Annotated in this window: 18 protein-coding genes and 1 tRNA gene; 4 read left to right on the forward strand and 15 right to left on the reverse strand. The window is 32.7% G+C overall.

The features are described from left to right. Position 1 precedes the first annotated feature (1 nt). The 6 genes from AAFU52_RS05435 to AAFU52_RS05460 are packed head-to-tail and all read right to left on the reverse strand — an operon-like array spanning position 2 to position 5,398. Complete coding sequence (locus tag AAFU52_RS05435) at positions 2–1,270, reverse strand: hemolysin family protein (RefSeq protein ID WP_438425789.1); 1,269 nt, start codon at positions 1,268–1,270, stop codon at positions 2–4. Positions 1,271–1,273: 3 nt separating this feature from the next. Further along, a complete protein-coding gene (locus AAFU52_RS05440) occupies positions 1,274–1,468 on the reverse strand; it encodes a hypothetical protein (RefSeq protein WP_024771700.1) in 195 nt (64 codons plus the stop codon). 9 nt (positions 1,469–1,477) lie between these two features. Beyond that, positions 1,478–2,035, reverse strand: a complete 558-nt coding sequence (lptC, locus tag AAFU52_RS05445) for an LPS export ABC transporter periplasmic protein LptC (protein WP_438425790.1) — start codon at positions 2,033–2,035, stop codon at positions 1,478–1,480. Further along, positions 2,035–3,405: a tetratricopeptide repeat protein gene (locus AAFU52_RS05450; RefSeq protein ID WP_438425791.1), complete on the reverse strand. Its 1,371-nt coding sequence runs from the start codon at positions 3,403–3,405 to the stop codon at positions 2,035–2,037. The genes lptC and AAFU52_RS05450 overlap by 1 nt, the downstream gene beginning before the upstream one ends. 20 nt (positions 3,406–3,425) lie before the next feature. Further along, on the reverse strand, positions 3,426–4,670 hold the full coding sequence (locus AAFU52_RS05455) for a hypothetical protein (RefSeq protein ID WP_438425792.1): 1,245 nt from the start codon (positions 4,668–4,670) through the stop codon (positions 3,426–3,428). Next, positions 4,667–5,398 (reverse strand): type III pantothenate kinase, encoded by a 732-nt coding sequence (locus AAFU52_RS05460; protein ID WP_438425793.1) that lies wholly within the window; start codon positions 5,396–5,398, stop codon positions 4,667–4,669. The genes AAFU52_RS05455 and AAFU52_RS05460 overlap by 4 nt, the downstream gene beginning before the upstream one ends. Positions 5,399–5,496: 98 nt before the next feature. Here AAFU52_RS05460 and AAFU52_RS05465 point away from each other — a divergent pair. Continuing rightward, positions 5,497–5,569: transfer RNA gene (locus AAFU52_RS05465), tRNA-Phe, on the forward strand. Positions 5,570–5,628: 59 nt separating this feature from the next. On the opposite strand, the gene AAFU52_RS05470 is transcribed toward AAFU52_RS05465, so the two are convergent. Further along, complete coding sequence (locus AAFU52_RS05470) at positions 5,629–5,802, reverse strand: hypothetical protein (protein WP_161635313.1); 174 nt, start codon at positions 5,800–5,802, stop codon at positions 5,629–5,631. A gap of 129 nt (positions 5,803–5,931) precedes the next feature. Continuing rightward, entirely contained in the window at positions 5,932–7,632 is a 1,701-nt protein-coding gene (locus AAFU52_RS05475; protein ID WP_438425794.1) for a helix-turn-helix domain-containing protein, read from the reverse strand. A gap of 358 nt (positions 7,633–7,990) precedes the next feature. Between AAFU52_RS05475 and AAFU52_RS05480 the strand changes: the two genes are divergently transcribed. Next, on the forward strand, positions 7,991–8,563 hold the full coding sequence (locus tag AAFU52_RS05480) for a hypothetical protein (protein ID WP_152538613.1): 573 nt from the start codon (positions 7,991–7,993) through the stop codon (positions 8,561–8,563). Between the two features lie 193 nt (positions 8,564–8,756). Here AAFU52_RS05480 and AAFU52_RS05485 read toward each other — a convergent pair whose 3' ends face one another. The 6 genes from AAFU52_RS05485 to AAFU52_RS05510 form a co-directional block, all read right to left on the reverse strand. Further along, the gene (locus AAFU52_RS05485) at positions 8,757–9,455 is read right to left on the reverse strand and encodes an intradiol ring-cleavage dioxygenase (RefSeq protein WP_438425795.1); all 699 of its coding nucleotides are present in this window, start codon (positions 9,453–9,455) and stop codon (positions 8,757–8,759) included. Positions 9,456–9,704: 249 nt separating this feature from the next. Next, entirely contained in the window at positions 9,705–10,580 is an 876-nt protein-coding gene (locus tag AAFU52_RS05490) for a hypothetical protein (protein ID WP_438425796.1), read from the reverse strand. Positions 10,581–10,586: 6 nt separating this feature from the next. Then, positions 10,587–11,195: a hypothetical protein gene (locus AAFU52_RS05495; RefSeq protein ID WP_438425797.1), complete on the reverse strand. Its 609-nt coding sequence runs from the start codon at positions 11,193–11,195 to the stop codon at positions 10,587–10,589. Between the two features lie 361 nt (positions 11,196–11,556). Further along, positions 11,557–12,288, reverse strand: coding sequence for an isochorismatase family protein (locus tag AAFU52_RS05500; RefSeq protein ID WP_024771691.1), 732 nt, complete (start codon positions 12,286–12,288; stop codon positions 11,557–11,559). Between the two features lie 101 nt (positions 12,289–12,389). After that, on the reverse strand, positions 12,390–13,214 hold the full coding sequence (locus AAFU52_RS05505; RefSeq protein WP_438425798.1) for a helix-turn-helix domain-containing protein: 825 nt from the start codon (positions 13,212–13,214) through the stop codon (positions 12,390–12,392). 11 nt (positions 13,215–13,225) lie between these two features. Further along, a complete protein-coding gene (locus AAFU52_RS05510) occupies positions 13,226–13,639 on the reverse strand; it encodes a hypothetical protein (protein ID WP_024771690.1) in 414 nt (137 codons plus the stop codon). Between the two features lie 95 nt (positions 13,640–13,734). On the opposite strand from AAFU52_RS05510, the gene AAFU52_RS05515 reads away from it, so the two are divergent. Continuing rightward, complete coding sequence (locus AAFU52_RS05515) at positions 13,735–14,619, forward strand: AraC family transcriptional regulator (RefSeq protein WP_438425799.1); 885 nt, start codon at positions 13,735–13,737, stop codon at positions 14,617–14,619. Positions 14,620–14,718: 99 nt separating this feature from the next. Then, positions 14,719–15,600 carry a phosphatase PAP2 family protein gene (locus tag AAFU52_RS05520; protein WP_438425800.1) on the forward strand — a complete coding sequence of 294 codons (882 nt, stop codon included), beginning with the start codon at positions 14,719–14,721 and terminating at the stop codon, positions 15,598–15,600. A gap of 6 nt (positions 15,601–15,606) precedes the next feature. On the opposite strand, the gene AAFU52_RS05525 is transcribed toward AAFU52_RS05520, so the two are convergent. After that, entirely contained in the window at positions 15,607–17,310 is a 1,704-nt protein-coding gene (locus AAFU52_RS05525) for a glycerol-3-phosphate dehydrogenase/oxidase (RefSeq protein WP_438425801.1), read from the reverse strand. Positions 17,311–17,315 lie beyond the last annotated feature (5 nt).

The raw sequence follows: 17,315 nt of genomic DNA on the forward strand, positions 1-17,315 counted from the left end.
ATTAATCCTCTGGTATCACATGTAATTCTACAATCTCAATTTTAGTATTAGAAGTCTCTATAATTTTAATTTTGAAACCATCTATTTTCACTTCTTCTCCTTGTTGAGGAATTTCTTCGGTATGGTTTACAATCATCCCTCCCAGTGTTTCATAGTTTTCATCTTCCGGAAGGTTTAATTTATAGGACTCGTTGATATGATCTACTTCTATTCTTGCAGAAAATCGATAATCATTTTCTGACAATTGTTCTTCGATAAGTTCTACAGAATCATGCTCGTCTTCAATCTCACCAAAAAGCTCTTCTACAATATCTTCTACTGTAATAATACCACTGGTACCTCCATACTCATCGATCACCACTGCTATACTTTTATGTTTTTTGGTAAGAAGATTAAGTACATCTTTAACAAACATTGTTTCTGGCACAAAAACCACTGGCAAAAGAATTGACCTTAACGATTTAGGTTTTTTAAATAACTCGAAAGAGTGCACATACCCAATGATATCGTCTACAGTATTGTTATACACAATTATTTTTGACAAACCTGTATCTATAAATAAGGTACTTATTTCTTCTATTGATTGTAATTTCTCTACGCCTACTATCTCTGTTCTGGGAACCATTACTTCTCTCGACTTAACGTCTGAAAAATCCAATGCATTCTGAAAAATCTGGATTTCGCTATCAATTTCGTCATGCTCCTCGATAGTTTCCATTTGCTCATTTATATAATCCCCTAGTTCTGTTTTACTAAAAGCAAGTTGAACTTGATCTCCATCTGTTTTCAGAAATTTTTTGAGCACAAAATCAGAAACCCATATTACAAATGATGAAATAGGTGTAAATACAACATAAAAAACATATGCAGGAAATGAAAAGGCTTTGAGTAACGTATTAGAATAAATCTGAAAGAATACTTTAGGTAAAAATTCTGCTGTAATTAGAATCACCAAAGTCGAAATAGTTGTTTGTAGTAACAAAGTAATGCTACCTGCTATTTCAGGAAAATATCCGGCTATTATTTTCATCAGTATTTCGCCCATATAAAACCCATATACAACCAATGCTATATTGTTACCTACAAGCATTGTTGCAATAAATTTGGAAGGTTTTTTTGTTAATCGCGCCAGGATATTTGAGATAAATCCTCCTTGTTTTTTCTCAATCTCTATGTGTATTTTATTAGAAGAAACATAGGCGATTTCCATTCCTGAAAAAAAAGCTGAAAGAATAAGGGAAAGAATAATAACAATGATATGTAATTCCATGAATTAGTCTTTGTTATTGGCGTCAAATCGTTTTCTAAAGTTTCTTTTAAAGAAAAACATAAAAATTGCGGCGATTGCAAAGAAAATATAAAGCATACTTCTTCCGCCTTCTTGTCCCCACTCTACATATGCTTCGTAAATAAAAAAACACATAATAGCCAAGTAGGCATATTCAAAAAATCTAAATACTTTCATCATAGTACTGGATTACTCCTCTATAAACATTACCCCGTCATTTATTCGTGAATTCAAGATAGTAAAATCCTGATTAGCATCAAAACCATCTGCTTCATTAATTGTCCCATCTGGCAAATAACTTTTATAGGGTTGATCGGTAAATATCCAATTAATATTCGAATTCCAATATAACTGTTTGGCTTGTAAATGAGTACTATCGGCAGTTTGTATATCTACATTACCTCTCATATCGATTAGGCCCGTTTGCTGGTAAGAAATTGCATAATCCGAAGTAACTACACTTACTTTTCCTTCTTTATCAATGATATCTAACACGATACCTTCTGGGAATTCATGGTACACAAAAGATTTGTTAGAATAATCTAATATTTTTGATGTTTTAAGTATTGCTGTAAGTCTTCCTGAGTCTGTATATTTAAGATTTATCTCATATCCTTCTGCAATAGGGGCATCTTCTAAGATTAGACCACCCAGATCATTTTTTGTTGTTGATTGACATGAAAAAAACATTGTCACAGCAAATGCTGTGACAATGTTTACTATTGTATATATTTTTTTATTCTGCATTATAGCTTTGGCACTCTAACTGTTTCACCAATCCAGCATCCGATACTTACAGATTTTTTTTCTGGGTTGTTAAAAATATCAGTTTTTGATGGTGCTTTAGCATGATAGTTAGCTGCAAATTTATTTGCTGTAGATTTTAAACTTGGATCTACTTTTCCTGCTCTTAGGGCATAATTTTCTGCCAACCAATACACTGCTCTTTTACTAAACACATCGGCACCACAGCTATTTGCACTACTTGCTATCATACCTGCAATTCTAAGGTAGCAAACTCCCATAGATGGTCTATGCTTAAGTGCTTTTCTATAATAAGATCTAGCTTTCCCTTTACTTCCTTGTTTTTTCATCACTTCACCAATCCTGAAATAAACTTTAGCTTTATCTCTTGCTTTAGTTTCTAATTCTGCAGATTGATTAAAATACTTTAATGCAGTGGTTGTCTTCTTATCTTTTAACGCTAATATCCCTAAATAATACGCTGATTTAGAAGAAGGTTCTACCTTATGTAATGCTTCTACTAACTTAAAAAACAATGGATCATCGGTACAATCTTTAGACGACATTCTTCCTGCTGCTCCTTTTAACCAACCTGCATCTGTTTTTTTAGACTCAAACTGTCCAGCATAAAGAGGTATTAGGTTTTTACAATCAGCTAATTCTCCAAGTTTCTGGTTAATCCCTGCTTTTACTTTACTAAAGGCATTTAGGTTAATACCAGAATTTTTTAGTTTTCTTTTTTCTTTAGACGATAATGTAGTTCCTGCTTCTTCTTTTTCTGTAAGTTCTGCAATAATCTGCGCAAGTCTACTCTCTTCATCTTCTATTTTTTCTGTAATATCATCATATAGATCAAAAACTCCCTGAAGTTCTTTTTTCCCTTCACCATGAAGATCAACAAAAAGAGAGAAATAGGTATATAATTTCTTAGGCCTTTTAAAGTTTTTCTTATCTTTTGTATATGCTTTATCAAACTCTACAAACTGATTTTCTTTACTACCAATTTTATTATCATACATTAACTGACCTATATCAGAATGCATATCACCTATTTTAGTTTTTGCCGGGAAGTATTGAAAACGCTCTTTCCATAATGTAATGATTTCATTGGCAAGAGTAGTTTTCTCTGCAGCAGAAGCTTTTTTATACTTAGCCTCTAATAATTTTTGCCCAAATTGATATGTTGCGACGCTATATGTAGGGCATTCTTTTCTCACTTTCCACAGAGGCTCCTCTGCAGCAGCATAATTCTTCACCTTAGCATGCTCATAAGCGATGGATGCTGTAGTTGCACAGTCTGTAGCCTGAGCACTTGCTTTCGTAGTACTTAAAACTAATCCTGTTGCTATTATAAATAAAACTTTAGTATTCATAGCTGTAGTAATTATTGTATTTAATTAAATTTTATTTTTCTGAACCATTTATCATTTAATGATAAACTTAAAGAGATATTAAAAAACTCTTCTTTAACCAGCCCAAAATTTGTTGTTCCCCGTTGACCATACTCAAAACCTATATTAGTATTCGAGAATAATCTACCAACTGGTAGGCCTACTCCAAAAGATATGCCAAACTCATTAATCGAACCGTTATTAATATTCAACCCTGTCTCTTCATAACGAAATCCAGCACGGTATACCACCCTGCTAAAATAGCCTGTCAACGAATTATAATTAGGAATATAATACCCTCCTGCTTTGAATTTTGAAGCGTTCTCATATACAACATTATCCTGGCTAGATGCAAGATTAGTAAATTTTCCAGAATCCATGTATATATACTCTGCTCCTACAAACCATTTTTTGCGTTCCCCAATCCCGGCACCAAATTTAAATTCGGCGGGAAGATCTATTTCTTTATCTTCTACAGCAACATCTCGTCTTTCCACAACTCCTTCTCTACCACTATTATCGATAACAATCGTAGCGAGCTCTCTTGTACTATCTGTTGTTAATTCAAAAGAAGGTGTTGATACTGCAGAAGCAACTAATTCTAGTTTCTCTGTGATCATAGTTTTATATGTCACCCCAAAAGATAAACTAAAAGATGATAAATCTGAACTATTTATTTCTCTGGTATCAAATTGAACACCTGGTCTTCGTAATATTGTCTTATTTTCAATATTTCCAAAGTTATAATTTAAATCTATACCTATACTCAGATTCTTGTTAACTTTGAACCCTGTTGCCAAAAAGACCTTATTAAGTCCTCCACTTCCGGCAAATCGAAGTTCACTTCCATCATCTTTAACACTATTGAGTTCATATCCGACAGAGGTAAGAGGAATAACCCCAAAGCCAAAGCCAAATTTACCAGCAGGAATACCAATAGCCAAATAATCTAATGAGGCATTCTCTCCCGATGATGATTGATTGGTATTACTAATCTTATATCTACGATATGATGCTCCTACTGTATATGCTGTAAGTCTCAATTCTCCATAAGACGCGGGGTTTTGAAGGTTTACATGGATACTATCTGTATATATACTCAATCCCCCCATCGATCTGTTTTCTACTGTTCCTTTGAACTTCGGAATCCCTATCCCATAAAAAGAATACGGAGACGAAGTCCCTTCCTGAGCGTAAGATATTATGGTAACGTGTACCAATATGATCACTAAAATCTTCTTTATCATTTACTATTATTAAAAGCTAAAATGTGGTTTAATCCCTCCAACAAAAAATTAGAAGTGGCAAATATGCTATTTTTTAATCTTTTAGACAAAAAATGTGCATCTCCACCAGTTAAAATAACTGTTAAATCAGTATAAATGTTGCAATATTCTTCAATTACTCCATTAATTTCATGCAAAATTCCAAAAACTACTCCAGAATGTATTGCCTCTTCTGTACTGTTTCCTATATGATTTTTTGGATCAGTTACCTGTAACAATGGTAGTTTTGCCGTATAATTATGAAGACTCTCATATCTTAGCCGAACTCCTGGTCCAATTGCGCCACCAAGATACTCTTCTTTTTTGTTTTTGAAATCATATGTTATACAAGTTCCTGCATCAATTACCAATACATCCTTATTAGGAAATTGATTTACAGCTGCTGCCACCAAAGCCAATCGATCTATCCCTAGTGTAGATGGGGTCTCATACAGGTTCTTGAATGGCATTTCTACCAAGTGATCTAATATAAGCGTATTATACAAACTTTTAACATATGTTATATGATTCTCTTCTATATTAGATACTGAAGAAAGGATGGCATCGGTGATCAAAGGGTATTCTTCTTTGATTTTTTGGATTGCCTCTTTAAAACGATGTTGTTCAATCTTATTTTTATAGATAATTTTTGATTCTTCAAAAATTCCTATTTTGGTATATGTATTCCCTACATCAATAATGAGATTCATACTTTATTTTGTAAGTCGCAAAAGTACAAAACGATTTTTTTAATTTTTTCTTTTGTGTATTAAAAAAAGCGTTCTATATTTGCATCCGCTTACAGCAAGGTGCCTTAGCTCAGTTGGTAGAGCAAAGGACTGAAAATCCTTGTGTCCCTGGTTCGATTCCTGGAGGCACCACCTTAAAAACCCGAACAAATGTTCGGGTTTTTTTTATTATATATCATTAAAAAACTACCCTATTCCTCTACGGGAACTGTTTTGGTTAGTTTGGTGAAACATTTCTTCGTATTGCAAAATCTTTCTGTGGCAGGTGGTATACTATCACCTCCCTTGATTGTATTTGCATTAGCCAATTTGGTGATTTTTATCTTTTCTAACTTAAATGATTTTATTTTCTTATTTGTTTTCATAACAATTTCGGTTTGTGTGTTCTTAATATTAAAAATATAGCTTTTAACTAACTCCTAATATGACATACTAGTTGATATTTATAAATTTAAGGTATAAAAACATTGAAGTAGACACTATAAGCCTTTACTTTATATCTCTAAATGTTTAATGAAGTAAGATGGATAAATGCCTGTTTTTTTATAGAACGCAGAAGAAAACGATTGTGCATTTTTAAACCCTACCTCTTCTGCAATAGCCTTAATCGTATAGGAACGTAATGATTTATTAGAGGCAAGTTCATCTACCGCAAAATCAATTCTTAAATTATTTAGATAATTTGCAAAGTTCACATTTTTATACACATTTATAATCTTTGATAAATACGCACTATTTGTATTTAACTCTTTGGCTAATGAATTAAGTGTATAATGTTTTTTAGAAAACTTAGTCGAGTTCTCAAAATTATGAAGTTTTTTTAATACAGTTTCTATAACATCTTTTGGGATATCTATATCTTGTTTTTTTGAAATATTAGCACTGATATCAACAAAATCTAGCAGATTACTTTCTTTGGTTTTTTGATCTTCAAGTAATCTTAAAAAACGCCTTTTGTTTACATAGCTTTTGCGAAAACCATATGTAGCAACTATGATCAAAATGACAAGAAACACTATTAGAATAGTTATGGTTTCTTCTTTTAAGAATTTATCGTGTTGCAACTGATCTATTAATTTTTCTTTTTCAGAAATCAATTCTACTGTATCATATCTTTCATTAATGTTTTTGGTTAGATAGATTTGATTAGCATGTCTAATACTGTCCAATCTTAATAGTGTATTGATGTATTCAATTTGCTTTTCAAGATTTTTTTTTGCTTTAGAATCAGCAATCAAATAATCATATGTATCTATTAATTCGGGAATAACATCTTCAGTTTCTTTGAGAATACGATCTACATTTTTAAAATATTGCATACTCTGCTCTACCTTACCCTGATCCTGGTATGAACGGGCAATATAATAATCACAGATAGCAATTCTTGTCTTTACCTCATCAGATTTTTGTATTAGGTTTTTTCCTTTTTCAAGGCTGTCAATTGCTTGATTATAGTTTTTAGAGAAATATTTATACATCCCCGAATACACAACAAAATTAGAATATATAGATATATCATTTGTTTTTAATGCTTCTTGAATCCCTTTATCAATATAATCTTCGGCTAGATTAAATTGATTACTATAAATGTATGAATCAGTGAGAGCAAACAGCACTCTATTGTAAAGGTTTGAGGTTTTAAGTTTAGGGTTTTGATCTAAAAAATTTAAATACTCCAAAAAAATAGCTTGTGCTTCTTCTCTTTCTCCTGCAGTATTTTTTAATAATCCTATATTAAATTTCAACTTAAGGTATAGCAGTTCATTGCCGTTTTCTTTTGCAGATTTTGATGCTATTAGATAAAATTCTAAAGCCTCTTTGTAATTTCCTTCTTCATAACGCACATTACCTTTACGCAAATAACCCAAAGCCGGGTATCTTTCATAACTTTTACCTTTGGTAATTACAATAAGACTATCGGCATAGCGTAATTGATTAGAACGGTTAAATTTGGATAAAAAATAATACGCATTAGCCATACGTAGTGTATCTAATCGATATATGGCTTTATCAAGAGAGGTCTGTGCTACTTCTAATTTTAAGGAATCTTCTGGTTGCGCTGCTATTACCTCTTTTAATTCATTAAAATCTAATAAATCCTGAGCACTATTAGAACTCTTAGTTTGTCCTCGTAATGGTTGCACAAAAACAAATAAAATTAGCAGGTAACCTAAAAACGAATACTTCCTGGTCATTAAAGTGATTTTTATAGTCCTTGAAATCTGCTTAACAGCATTCAAAAATCATATCTTTTAATTAAATATATAAGTAAATGATATTAAAAAATAGTAAGGAATAAAACTATCAAAAAAATATTGTGAATATTTCATTCAATCTATAAAACTAACTATTATCAATGCATAATTTGGTATATAACAGCAAAAATTAAACCATGCGACATGTCCAAATTATTGGTTTAAATTTATAAATATCAAGAATATTACTTTGTATTTATTGTATCCATCTTCATATTTTTGAATTCTGTAGGGGATGAAATATGTACCAACCATAAAATTAATTCATCAAATACTAATTTTTAAAACTCTTAAAGCCATGAAAAAAACCAAATTCTTAGTTTCAATTTTAAATTTGATTTTTGCAATATGTCTATTATTGACTTCTTGTGAATCAGAAGGTGAAGATGTACCTCTGGAGCAAGTTTCTAATCAAACTGAAGGCAATATCAACACAAAATCAAGGGCTTTAAGTTCTCAAAACGTGTATCGATATTATAGCGGAGGGTCTGCATCTCTTCATACATATAAAACACAAGGAGGCCAAGGCATTGGAATAGGGAGCAGAGAAGGAGTTTCTTTTAGAACCGATGTAGCCAGATCTCGCCGAGAAATCGATTTTAATACACATAACGAATTATACTTTTTATTACATCCAAGAAAAATAGATTTTGTATTAACAACTAGCCCTACTGAAATTTTAACTTTAATCAGTAAAGGCTGGAAAGATGTTTCCAGGCTTGTTTTAATACATAAAAAACCCGGTAATGGAAGAAAAAAGCTATATCGCTTTTACCATACCAGAAATTCTGATCATCTATATACCAAAAATTATTCTGAAGGTATTAACGCCGGATACAAATATGAAGGAGTAACTGGCTGGGTGTATTAAGAAAATAATCTATAAGAAAAAGGTGCCTTCAAAAAATCATCTGAGTTTGTGAGGAAAAATATATTGATATTTATCTGAAGGAGTTACACCACGAAAAACCTGAACAAATGTTTAGGTTTTTTGTTTTTATAAGATTCTAAAAATAATATCTCTTTTTTATACCAAAAACTATAAGATTTCTAGCATTTTAAATTCACCCTGATACCTTTATCGTCTCTGTAAGGATATAACCATCGGTTGTATTTCCTGTTACAGAATTCGCTATACTACGATTAATATCACCCGAAAATATACCATCCTGGGTATTTGAAGTATCAAAATCTCCTTTATAATTCGTAGTAGCATAAACTGCTTTAGAAATATTTTCTGGAAAAGCAACTTGAGTAATAAGCAATGATTCTCCTGATGATTTCAAAATTTCTAAGTGAAGATGAGGAGCTCTACCAGGATACCATCCTGGATATATACTTATAAATGAAGCATTACCATTGGCATCTGTGGTTTGCCTTCCTCTTAGAAATTTTTGACTCGTAAAATCCCCATCTAACTGACCAGAATATTCAGAATAGTTTCCTTTTGCATCACATTGCCAAATATCCACAAAAGCACCTACTAATGGTCCACAGTTACTATTCACATTTTGCACCTGTATTGTTATTTTTAATGGAATTCCTGTACGATCACCAATTATATTTTCTTTTACCAAATCTGTCGGTGTTTTTATCGGAAACGGCCCTGCTGTCTCTACCGGAGAGACAACACACGTTCCTGTATCTACTGTACCTCCTGCCGCATCATCATCTTTATTACAAGATGTTATTAGTGTTGGGATCGCTATAATCGAACCTATTCCTGCTACTCCGTTTTTTAAAAATTTCTTTCTATCCATCATATCTATAATTTGTGGTTGTAGGGGCGTAATTACATTACTACAACACAGAAACGCCCCACAACACTTTATTAATCAATATTTTCTATTACAACATTTATACGAATATCATCTCCTGCTATTGCCTGTTCTACAATAGGCATATCAAGTTTTTCCTGAAGAAGACCTACACTCTCAAAAGATTGAAATACATTTAGATGTTACAAAATGTTATATATAAACAACAATCAAAATATACTTTACCCTATTTTATTATCTTTTATAAGTACCATCTGGCAATTTTGCAGGCATTTTATATGCTGAATTCGTAAATATTGCCCAGGCTTTTGTATCGATTGCCTCTACTTTGACTCTAGTGTTTAATTTCCACTCGTTATCAATTTCACCTAGTCTATTTTCCTGAGCACCGAGCATAGAACTCATTATCCAATATAAATATTCTCCAACCTGGCAATTGTAATCGCAAGTAATATCATCATAAGTATACCAGGCATTAGCTGGGTAATTTTCTGGAGGGGGTTGAAAGTTTCCTCCACGAGCAACATCCATTGCTTTACTGATTTCTGATCCAGATTGAGAACTAAAAATACCTGGATAAGCTCTTTCATGCCCCCCATTAGTAACAATATGCCACACTTCTTCTAAAGCAGCATCAAATGATCCTGTATGCCCATTTGTATGCCATGCTGGTACGGTCTCATCTGCTCCTAAATCTTGCCCAACTTCAAATCCAGCAGGGGGATTAAAATTATCTCTATCTGCTTCTGTTTTCCACATAAACAAAAAAGCTTTGTTAGATTTCATCGAATTGTGAATCGTTGTATTGTCAATCGAACCATCTTCGTCATTATCTAAATACTGAGCCATTAAATTAGCAGCATGCAATAGTTTAGTATCTTCTACTGCAGCTACAGCATAAATTGGAATATCAAAGACCATAACTTTTCTGTTAAATGAATCAAATCCAGCATCTGTATTTTTTACAATCTTGAAATTAGGATCATCACCTGGATTAACTGTTCCTGTTGTTGGCATTATTGCGGAATCATCATCATTTGAGCAGGCTACACAATTTAAAATAGCGCAGGCTACCACCAATATATTTAATACTTTAAAATGATTTTTCATACTTTGTTATTTTGTTACTTTATATTGGGTTATCTCTTCTTCTGTCATCCAGTGTACGCTTTCTGCCGGAGCGGCTTTAATAGTGAAATAATAAAAATCTTCTGCTTCTTTCTGCGTAAATCCTACCGACTTATAATAATTGATATATGGTAAATGCACAGCATGACCTACGGGATATGAAGTAGCGATTGGTTGTCCGGGAGCAGCTCCCCAGGAATGTACTCCGATACGACTTCCTTGTTCACGTGTTCTTTTTACTCCTCCGACATACATATCTACCGCTCCAGAAGCAATGACCGAACGAGCAGATAAATGAAATTCTACACCACTATCATGCATTTTTTTGGAAACGATCAAATTAGCATCATCATCTTCAGAACCAGGACAATCCAACATATTTACCCTTTTCAGCTTGGGATATTTTGCCAATAGGTTATTAAAATGAGTTGGGGTGTTACTCGTAATTGTACCATTCATTTCTGCGGTCGTATCATTTATTGATTTAAAGATTCCAAAATCACTTTGTGCTACATTGTTATCATCATCATTATTGCAAGCCAAAAAACTTATTGAGATTAAAAACAGGATGATGAGTTGATTTCTTTTCATTTTCATAATTCTAAGATTTTATTGTTTATATATACAACATTTAAATGCCGACAGACCCTAAAAATTATTCCACATAACAAGTCCGAATGCTACTATCCGTACTTTTTTTTAAATTACTACTAGGTTGATTTATAGCACTTACCGCATTCACAGTAAAATTGCCGAGAACAACCTTATTTTAAGCTTAAATTCGTGATATTTCCTGAGAGATTTACAGGTGAGATAGTAAACAATTTCCTTGGCGCAACTGGTAATACAAAGAATAAACAAACCCTTGTGAATAATTATTCACAAGGGTTCCTATCATAAAAAATCAATCATCAATTGTGAAATAATCACATTTCACTTTTTTTTATAATCCTGCCATTTATTGTTTAGAAGTACTTATTTCTTTAACGATGTCTTTGGTTGTAAAAACATGACTAGCTATCATTTGAAAGTTTACTACTGCTGCCTCATAAGCATTTAGACCTGGTAAAATAGCTCCTGCGGTTGCATCTTTTACTACAGCAACATCAAAACCAGATTCAATAAGATCTCTCATATGGGATTCTGTACAAAGGTTTGCAGACATACCTGCCAATATTACTTTACTATACCCATGTTTGCGTAATTGTAAAGCCAAATCGTTGGATTCTGGCCCATACACTTTGTGAGGACTTGTTACAATTACATTATCCTTTTTAATATATTTTTTGTACTTGTCTAACCAATCTGCTCCAGAACCTTCAAAACCCTCTGTAGATAATGCATCTTTTCTATCAAACATATTAATTTTATGCATTAATGCTTCTAATGCTCCTTCTATTTTCCAGGTATGATCATGAGGATAATAATAATGTGGAGAGACAAAAACTGTAATATTCTTTTGCTGCGCTACCTTAAATAATGCTTCGATATTATCAACAGTATTATTTGCTGTAACACTTTCTCCTACTACTCCCCAGGTTACACCATTAGGGCTTAAAAAATCGTTTTGAGGATCTGTAATTACGATTGCTGTATTTTGATCTACAGTAAATCCGGGATCAGGTAATTGTGCATACACACTTGTTAGACCTGATATGATTAAAGTTAATGTTATTACTAAATTTTTCATTGTCTTATTCTTTAGATTAATACTCAATTTGACAATGCAAAGATGGTGTAGAGAAGTAAGTTCTTGTTAGGTAACTATTCCCGAAGTGTTGGCAATTTTTCCTAGCTTACTTTTTCTTTGAATTCTGAAGGAGAACTCCCTTCCTGATTTTTAAAAAATCTACTGAATGCCTGTACGTCCTCATATCCGATTTCATAAGCTATTTCTTTTATCTGCATATTTGTATAATGCAAAAGTCTTCTCGCTTCCAGCATTTTTCGATCTTGTATATATTGTAAGGGCGTTTTGGAGCCCATCTTTGAAAAAATATTAGACAATGTCTTTGGAGATTTGTATAACAACTCGGCATACTCAGATACATGATGCTTTGTCTTGAAGTGTTGTTCTACCAAAAAATTAAACTCTCTTACAATATCAGAATCCTCTTTTTCATTGGGGAAATTCTCTTTTAACTTATAAATTCTGGCACATAGAATCAAATATCGTTTAAGCATCATTTGCAACATCTCTATTTGCAAACTATCATTAGATTGCATCTCTATGGTAAACATTTTCCATAACGTCTCGAATTTATCTAGTTCTTCTTCCGAAATTTGAATGATTGGTAATTGTGATGCTCCAAAGAATAAGATACCTTTACAGCCTACTTCGGTATCATGATCAAGAATACAATAGAAAGGTCTATTAAATCTTAAAAACCTAATACAATCAATATTTTTGATTATAACATTATGAAACTCTGTTAAGAAAACAATTTCATTCTTAGAGAATGCTTGCTTCTTTCCATCAATTATGAGTTCATTTTGATCAGATTCAAACCATAGAATAGTCAAACTACTTTCTATAGTTTCATTTAGTATTTTACTATTTTGACTATTGATTGTCTCTAATTGAAGATACTCCTTTATGTTTCCTAAAAATATCATATAAAGTATAGTTATGGTAATTCTGTTTCTTTTGTACCTTCTCGAATAAATGAATTAGTAAATTCTGATTCTTTTTTTTCTTTTTTAGTAAACAAATATATCCAAAATATTCTGGCATATTTATAGTTTGTAGTACTCAATAATACGGCGCTGATAGATAAAATAATAAAGAAGTGAATTGGTTTTACTATAAAAAAACTACTTAACAAATAAATTACAATCCCTTCAGCCACAGTTAGACCATAACTCACATACATTGCCCCATAAAAGTAACCTGGTTCAATCAAAAATTTATGATTACAATGTGGACATTTCTCATTCATTTTAGGCAATTGCAATGCAAACACCCCTCTTTTTTTAATAAAAATATCTCCTTCTTCACACTTTGAACATTTTCCCTTTAAGATATTTACCACAGTTTTCATAAAACTACTATTTTTACTGCAAAATATAGATATTTTAGCATTTGTATATTTTATTATTTACACTTTTATTTGTATAATTAAGACATTATTGATATATGACGAATCTTCCTATTTTAGATATTACACAATTTCACGATACCGGAAGCATTGAAAATTTTTATGCAAATGACTTTACAACTCATTTATTAAATAATCGAGATATAATATCACATCCACACAAGCATAATTTCTATCTTTCTGTTTTGTTTATTGAAGGAACAGGGGTTCACGAAATTGATTTTGAATCCTATCAAATTAAACCCGGTAGTGTTTTTCTTTTAAGGCCTGGTCAGACACATTTTTGGAAATTTACTACAAAAGGCAAGGGGTATATTATTTTTCATTCTAAAGAATTTTACGAAGCAATATGCCAGAATAAAAATCTCTCTATATTTCCGTTTTTTTTCTCAAATCAAAACTCTCCCTGTATCTATCTGGATAAAAACACACAGGCACTGATTGAGCCTCTTTTTGTTTCTATTTTAAATGAATCTCGATCTAACGCATTATTAAAAAAACAGAAACTGGTTAATCTTATTGATCTAATTTATATAGAATTATCACGTCTTGTTCTAAAAGATAATTTTGAAGATCTGATAAACTCTAAAAACCTTACGATGAAACTACATAAGTTTGAGCAATTGATTGAAGAAAAGTATAAGAGGCAAAAATCTGCTATTGTATATGCAGAAACTATGAATATAAGTGTAAAGCATCTAAATCGAATATGTAAAGAGACCGTCGGAAAAACGACAACAGATCTTATTTTAGAAAGAGTTATTCTGGAAGCTAAAAGACAAATTTTATATTCTGAAAATAATTTAACAGAGATCGCCTGGGATTTAGGATATGATGATTATTCTCATTTTTCAAAATTATTTAAACAAAAAAGCGGTATGTCTCCTTCTCAATTTCAAAAAATGTATCTGCAAAAAATTTAATTTTTTATCCTTGCATCACAACTCTTTTTTTGTTTAAATAGCTCTGGTCATATGATTTATTATGAATAAGTTACTATTTTTGCATAGCAAATTTCTACTATGACGCACACTAAAATACTGCTAATCTGCATTTTACTCGTTTCTACTTTCACAATTCATTCTCAGGATTCTCACGATGTGCAAGATTCTCAAAATGTTAGTGATACACTAGACACTCAACATAAAATGACCACCTGGCAAATGATAAAGCATGATGGTGTGTCTGTTTATGGTGGTGTAAAACATGTTTATACAAGTCCATTAAGGTGGAAAGAAAAAGACTGGCTAACCTTTGGTGGAGTTATCGCCGGGAATGCTATTCTTTTGGCAGTAGAAGAGCCTGCCGATAAGGTATTCACAAAACAAGGAGATGGGGTTCCTGATCTTATAAAAGAAGCTGGTTTTAGATTTGGAAAACCTCTATTAAACTATGGTTTAACAACTAGCGTTTATACTTTAGGGCTTATTACAAAAAATGAAAAAATCAGACGAACTGGCGTTCTTCTTATTGCATCTGCAACTGCAGGAGGACTTCTTCAAACATTAGGTAAAACTGCTGTGGGTCGTGCACGACCACTAGAAGGCAAAGGGAACTTAAGTTTCCGTTTTTGGTCTAATGAAGCTGGACATCACTCCTTTCCCTCTGGGCATGCAATTTTGGCGTTTACTACAGCACATGCATTTGCTAAACAATTTGATAACTTATTTGTGAAGGGTGGAATTTATGCTCTAGGCCTGATCACTCCAGTTTCGCGATTGTGGGATGGTGCACATTGGTTGACCGACGTAACACTTGGGTTAGTAATGAGTGTATTTATTGTTGACAGTGTTGATAATTATCTAAAGAAGGATAAACGTTATGCTTTTGGCTCTAAAAAACACAAAATCCGATGGAATTTACGAATAGGTGCCAGACAAATTGGAGTGGTTGGCAGGTTTTAACCCATTTTATTCAAATTCTTTTTCATAGTATGTAACAGCATCTTGAAGCAGTAAGTCCAGATATATGTTTTCTGTTTCAAGACGAGTTTTATCCCAATTTAGGTATTTGATAAGATCTTCCTGAATCAATATTCTATATCTATGAACGCTATTAATATCAAAATAGAGTCTTCCTGTTCTTCTCACAAAGAAATCTGCTAAGCTATTAGTCATTTCGTAATGCACACAATACCATAGCTCTGCCCGTATCAATCGTTCTGCTACCTCATCATTAAGAAAATAATTTACTTTACCAATAATGATATCTGCTTGTTTACCATAAGTCGAAGTAAGGTACCAACCATAATAGGGATCCTCTATTTTTAAAGCTTTGAGTTGTTTAGTAATCTTATGCTGGTATGCATGTACTTCTTCGGTATCTTTAAGAGGTGTACTGGTTAGCGGTATTTTCTGGGTATGTGATTCGGAAAACTTACTGCTCGTTTTATCACTCATGGTTTTAAGTACGGTATCGATTACGCGTTGTGCCATTTTACGATATCCGGTAAGTTTTCCTCCTGCTATAGAAATCAATCCTGTTTTTGACACAAAGATTTCGTCTTTTCTAGATAATTCTGATGGGTCTTTACCATCCTCATGAATCAAAGGTCGTATTCCTGCCCAATTCGACTCAATATCATCCTTGGTAAGTTTTAAACCGGGAAACATATGATTTACAGCTTTCAGCAAATATCCCGCATCTTCTTTTGTAGCAACTACCCGATTAAGATTCGCATTATAATTTGTATCTGTAGTTCCTACATAAGTTGCTCTTCCTCTGGGAATAGCAAAAATCATCCTTCCGTCTGAGACATCAAAGTAAATAGATTGTGTAAGAGGAAACCGCTCTCTTGAGAAAACAAGATGTACACCTTTGGTTAAATGCAAATGCTTACTACTCATCGAGTGATCTTTTTCTCGCAGCAAATCTACCCAAGGCCCTGCTGCCGAAACATAATTCCCGGATCGAATTGAAAAACTTTTCTTCGTATTATGATCTATGCATTTTAGACTTCTAATCTTACCTTCTTCATCATAATTAAAAGAAGTCATTTCACAATAATTGATACTATTAGCACCAAAAGAAGCTGCTTTTTTTAGTAACTCTATAGTAAGTCTTGCATCATCTGTCCTATATTCTGCGTAATACCCTCCTCCTGTAAGTCCTTCTTTACTAAGTAAAGGTTCTTTATTTAATGTTTCTTGTGCGCTAAGCATTTTTCGTTTATCATCACCTTCTACATTAGCCAAAAAATCATAGATTTTTAATCCTATGGATGCCATAAACTTACCATACGTGCCCCCTTCGATAATAGGAAGCAGCATTTTTTCTGGCATTACCAAATGTGGGGCTAATTTATGTACTGTTGCCCGTTCACTTCCTGATTCTTTAACCAGGCCTATTTCCATTTGTTTTAGATATCTAAGTCCTCCATGAATAAGTTTAGTAGATTTATTACTGGTACCAGAGGCAAAATCATTTTTCTCTACCAGACACACCTTTAAACCTCTAGAAGCAGCATCTAGAACAGTTCCTGCTCCAGTAACTCCTCCTCCGATCACAACAAGATCATAAGTTTCGTTTTTTGCACTTTGTAACTGTGCATCACGATCCAAAACCGAAAACCTAATCGGATTTTCTTCTTTTGTAGTACCCTTATCTTTATTCACTATAA

This window comes from Aquimarina macrocephali, from assembly GCF_051627225.1.
GTDB classification, from domain to species: Bacteria; Bacteroidota; Bacteroidia; order Flavobacteriales; family Flavobacteriaceae; genus Aquimarina; species Aquimarina macrocephali.

Coding starts and splice junctions, on each gene's coding strand:
- AAFU52_RS05495 (WP_438425797.1), bottom strand. CDS start 11,195: ATGAAAATGAAAAGAAATCAACTCATCATCCTGTTTTTAATCTCAATA.
- AAFU52_RS05450 (WP_438425791.1), bottom strand. CDS start 3,405: ATGAATACTAAAGTTTTATTTATAATAGCAACAGGATTAGTTTTAAGT.
- AAFU52_RS05485 (WP_438425795.1), bottom strand. CDS start 9,455: ATGATGGATAGAAAGAAATTTTTAAAAAACGGAGTAGCAGGAATAGGT.
- AAFU52_RS05440 (WP_024771700.1), bottom strand. CDS start 1,468: ATGATGAAAGTATTTAGATTTTTTGAATATGCCTACTTGGCTATTATG.
- AAFU52_RS05480 (WP_152538613.1), top strand. CDS start 7,991: ATGAAAAAAACCAAATTCTTAGTTTCAATTTTAAATTTGATTTTTGCA.
- AAFU52_RS05435 (WP_438425789.1), bottom strand. CDS start 1,270: ATGGAATTACATATCATTGTTATTATTCTTTCCCTTATTCTTTCAGCT.
- AAFU52_RS05510 (WP_024771690.1), bottom strand. CDS start 13,639: ATGAAAACTGTGGTAAATATCTTAAAGGGAAAATGTTCAAAGTGTGAA.
- AAFU52_RS05515 (WP_438425799.1), top strand. CDS start 13,735: ATGACGAATCTTCCTATTTTAGATATTACACAATTTCACGATACCGGA.
- AAFU52_RS05475 (WP_438425794.1), bottom strand. CDS start 7,632: ATGACCAGGAAGTATTCGTTTTTAGGTTACCTGCTAATTTTATTTGTT.
- AAFU52_RS05460 (WP_438425793.1), bottom strand. CDS start 5,398: ATGAATCTCATTATTGATGTAGGGAATACATATACCAAAATAGGAATT.
- AAFU52_RS05470 (WP_161635313.1), bottom strand. CDS start 5,802: ATGAAAACAAATAAGAAAATAAAATCATTTAAGTTAGAAAAGATAAAA.
- AAFU52_RS05520 (WP_438425800.1), top strand. CDS start 14,719: ATGACGCACACTAAAATACTGCTAATCTGCATTTTACTCGTTTCTACT.
- AAFU52_RS05500 (WP_024771691.1), bottom strand. CDS start 12,288: ATGAAAAATTTAGTAATAACATTAACTTTAATCATATCAGGTCTAACA.
- AAFU52_RS05490 (WP_438425796.1), bottom strand. CDS start 10,580: ATGAAAAATCATTTTAAAGTATTAAATATATTGGTGGTAGCCTGCGCT.
- lptC (WP_438425790.1), bottom strand. CDS start 2,035: ATGCAGAATAAAAAAATATATACAATAGTAAACATTGTCACAGCATTT.
- AAFU52_RS05505 (WP_438425798.1), bottom strand. CDS start 13,214: ATGATATTTTTAGGAAACATAAAGGAGTATCTTCAATTAGAGACAATC.
- AAFU52_RS05455 (WP_438425792.1), bottom strand. CDS start 4,670: ATGATAAAGAAGATTTTAGTGATCATATTGGTACACGTTACCATAATA.